The organism is Shewanella surugensis (assembly GCF_023284005.1).
In the GTDB taxonomy this organism is placed as follows: domain Bacteria; phylum Pseudomonadota; class Gammaproteobacteria; order Enterobacterales; family Shewanellaceae; genus Shewanella; species Shewanella surugensis.
The window spans coordinates 1-3,704 of record NZ_JAKIKS010000235.1 but is presented as its reverse complement, the minus strand read 5'-3'; the positions used below and the strand labels follow the sequence as shown (position 1 = coordinate 3,704).

The 3,704-nt window shown below is 40.3% G+C and carries 5 protein-coding genes; 2 read left to right on the top strand and 3 right to left on the bottom strand.

From position 1 onward, the window contains the following. The coding region (locus L2764_RS26270) for a transposase domain-containing protein (protein WP_248943297.1) at positions 1–227 on the top strand (227 nt) is incomplete at its 5' end. An 88-nt stretch (positions 228–315) separates the two neighbouring features. On the opposite strand, the gene L2764_RS26265 is transcribed toward L2764_RS26270, so the two are convergent. Next, a complete protein-coding gene (locus L2764_RS26265) occupies positions 316–939 on the bottom strand; it encodes a glutathione S-transferase family protein (protein WP_248943296.1) in 624 nt (207 codons plus the stop codon). Between the two features lie 151 nt (positions 940–1,090). Here L2764_RS26265 and L2764_RS26260 point away from each other — a divergent pair, with 151 nt between their 5' ends. Next, positions 1,091–1,297: a helix-turn-helix domain-containing protein gene (locus L2764_RS26260; protein WP_248943295.1), complete on the top strand. Its 207-nt coding sequence runs from the start codon at positions 1,091–1,093 to the stop codon at positions 1,295–1,297. 136 nt (positions 1,298–1,433) lie between these two features. Here L2764_RS26260 and L2764_RS26255 read toward each other — a convergent pair whose 3' ends face one another. Both L2764_RS26255 and L2764_RS26250 read right to left on the bottom strand, forming a co-directional pair. After that, entirely contained in the window at positions 1,434–2,414 is a 981-nt protein-coding gene (locus L2764_RS26255) for a transposase (protein WP_248943294.1), read from the bottom strand. Positions 2,415–3,200: 786 nt separating this feature from the next. Further along, on the bottom strand, positions 3,201–3,704 hold a 504-nt coding region (locus L2764_RS26250; protein WP_248943293.1), incomplete at its 5' end, for a hypothetical protein.

Genomic DNA, 3,704 nt, shown 5'->3' with positions numbered 1-3,704 from the left:
CTGAGCGTGCTGTAAAACCGTTTGTGATCGGTCGAAAAAACTGGTTATTTAACCACAACCACCGTGGTGCAGAGGCGAGTGCTATGTTGTACAGCATCATAGAAACGGCGAGAGCGAATGGTTTAATCCCTTTCGATTATATCGCACACTGTTTGGAACAATTATCCTCTCCCAATTGCGACCTCAATAGTCTCTTACCCTGGCACGTTAAACTAAGCAAGGCGTAGTTCGCCGGACGCTCACAGTAGTAAAGTCTAAAGCGCGCCATTAATAATGGCTGTCCATGTCTCACATTGGGTGTCTATATAGTCCTGCTTAGGCCGTATCATGCGCCAGTTCAATTTCCTGTGCTTTATTATAGGCACTATGGCTTTGCAACTGTTGCTGATAACGGGCTATTTCGGGATATTTATCCAGTTCTCCATTATTACTGACCACCTCAACAATAAAAGACATCATGATGTCAGCACCACTGAGCTTATCACCCACCAAGTACTTTTTATTAATAAGGCAATCATTAAAATAGCCAATTACTTTTGCTGTTTCAACATCCGCATAACCCTTAATAAAATTGGTTTGACAGCCATCCATTTTGACAAACATTTTCAGTAATAAAGGCAGTGCAGCCGAACTCTCGGCAAAGTGCAACCATTGCAGATACTCGATGTATTCAACACTGTTTTTTTCCGGTGCAAGCTCTTGTCCTGCATAGGTAGAAATTAAATATTCGGTGATCGCACCTGACTCAACCAAAGTAAAATCAGCCGTTTCTAGTACGGGTGATTTTCCTAAAGGATGAATATTTTTTAATGCTTGGGGCGCTAAAAAAGTATTACTGTCACGCTGATAAGCGACAAGTTGATAATCAAGGCCTACCTCTTCTAATAACCAGATAATTCTTTTTGAACGAGATTTATTCAGATGATGTAATTTAATCATGTACCGATCCTAAATAGAGAATAAAAAAAGAGTAAGAGTCTATAAAATGGGGCTGACAAGGGCATTTTTCAATGATATACCTGTGACCATTCAAGATACACTTTTTCAAACAAAGGCTTGAAATTATCTGTAATGAGATCATCATAGCAGCATGATTGAAATAGCCTTAACGAAAGAAGAAAAGCATTCACTGGAATCACGACATAAATCGTCGAGTGATAGTCGTGAATGTGAGCGAATAAAAGTGGTTCTGTTACGCTCAGAAGGCGGGTCTTATTCGTTGATTGCTCAAGCATTACGGATAGATAAAACAACGGTTAAACGCCATCTTGATGATTACCAGTCTGATAAAAACTAAACCCTGAAAATGGTGGCTCAATCAGTCGGCTAACTCCAGAACAAAGCGAGTTCTTGATAGCTCATTTAACTCAGTTCACTTTTGCTCATACTCATCAAAGGCAAATAATCATGGGTGTCTTGGTTAATTAATCCCGTTAAGCACTATCAAGCCAACGATGACAATTACCCGCACCTTGTCGTCGTTTACGCGCTAAATGCTCACAATACACATCCAATTCTTGCAAGCTGCCTACGGGCCCTTTAAATAAACCAGTAAATTCTGTAGTAAGTTTAAGCCAATTTTCTTGAGGAATATTGAGTCTATGGAGAATGGGCATCGCTACATCACTGATTGCACCTCGTTTATCATTCCTAATAATCCGACCCGTTTCATCTACTAACTGCAAATAATCGTCCAAATGAAATAACAGCCCTTTAGGTATATCAAGCCGTTCATTACCCACAAATGCTAATAAATTTGATGGCTGCTTACCCACAAATGCAGCCTTTATTCGCCTCTGTATACTGGTAAAGTCAGACGACTCTGGAGTCTCTGCAATTTTCGCTCGCATAGGATTCAGATCAACATACGCCATGCAAGCCAGTACTGCCGCTTCATCTAATAGAGCTTGGCTCTTAAAACGCCCTTCCCAAAACCGTCCACTGCATTTATCTTCTCGATTTGCCTTCCTTGCAATCGGTTCATTTAGCGCTCGCATGAACCAGCTTATATCACTTAACCGACTACGGTACTTTGCTATTGTTCCTGATAATGAAGTCATCTCAAAATCTTCAAGTGCCAAGCCTTTAGCAAATTTCTGGCTGATTTCAGTCCCTTTAAATAACTGATGCCAGCGCTTAACAACATCTCTATCAGACCAACCATTCACCTCATAAATATCCACACATAATACTAAATGGATATGATTAGACATCACCACATAAGCACAAATATCAATCGCAAAGACTTCACTAAGCTCAAGGATACGTTCTTCAACCCATGCTCGCCGATGCTCATATGACTGGCCTGTATAGCTATCCTTGCCGCACAAATAAGCTCGCCTCACACAGCGAGAAACACAATGATAGTAGGGCGTATCCTCAATACTGATGATTGCTTTTCTAGGTGTTGGCATCACACTATCCCAATTCATTTATCTAAATAATAAAAAGCCTAGCTTATGAACATAAACTAGGCAAATAATCATGGGTGTCTTGATTAATCGTTAATTTCTATAGCTTCCTTGATGAGTTAATACTTGAGCAAAAGCTTCTACTCCTGCACCAATCAACGCACCGACAATCCCAAACTCCCCATCTGGATCCACGTATTTGTAGGGGTTATTATTGGCATAGCTCGCTATTAGAAAATTAGTCGATTAAAGCTGTGACTGCTTTGGGAAAAACCAACTGGATCATTAGTGTAAAAACGGCCAATAAGCGGGTCACTTTTTTACCAACAAAAAAGCGGGCTTGCATGTAGGTTAAGTCCTTAATAAAACCACCGCTAAAAAGCAGTGGTTTTATATGAATCGAAAGTAAGATTAACTATGTAAGTTGTAGCTAATTTATTTTTCGTAGGTTATTAGGACGTTTGCAACGTGGACATAATACTCTTCGCTTAGTTAACCACGCCCAAAGTAAATTATCCCAACTGGTTGCTTGTCCCCTTTCACGAAAAGAAATAAGCCGTTTCTGGCAGTGTTCACAGAAAATAAAACGACTAGATACGATGAATGAAACAAAACACCCCACTATTACACCAATAAGGTAATCAATTATGACATTTGCCTTTTGTTCTTCCAGTAAACTAAATTCGAATCCAAATATTGAAGCAAGGAAAATAAGTATACATATAAAAGACAATACGCCTGACAACACAAAAACCAGTAAAAAACTACCTCTAAACATAAAATACTATCCTATTCACTTACTGACTGTTGGACTTGAGGTGCTCTAATCTCAGTTACCATTTTTTGCGCTAACCCGTTCCATTCTTTTCCTGCCGTTTCCCCTATAGCGGTACCAACGCCTTCACTAACAGCCATTATTGATGTTCCTATCACTTTGCTAGGTTGAGTATGCTTATAAAAGTTACCAATGACATCGGGACGAGACCTCGGAGCAAAGGCACTAATCCCTTTTGCACTAGTGGAGGCCACCCCACCTAATCCTGAACTCAATGCAGAGATGATATCTAGATTATCAAATGCCCCTGCACCATGATATTTATTACTCATCACTTGACCAACTAAACTCGCAACAGCATTAGTTGCAAAAGCTCCTACTATTTGGGGAGCCAAAAGACCTATAGTACCACCTGCAGCAGCTCCAATAGCAGCCCCTTCCATAGCTCCGTCCCAGCCATTTTGATAATAACCTGTTATAGCGCCACCAATACTACCTGCTACTGCGCCTAAGACCCC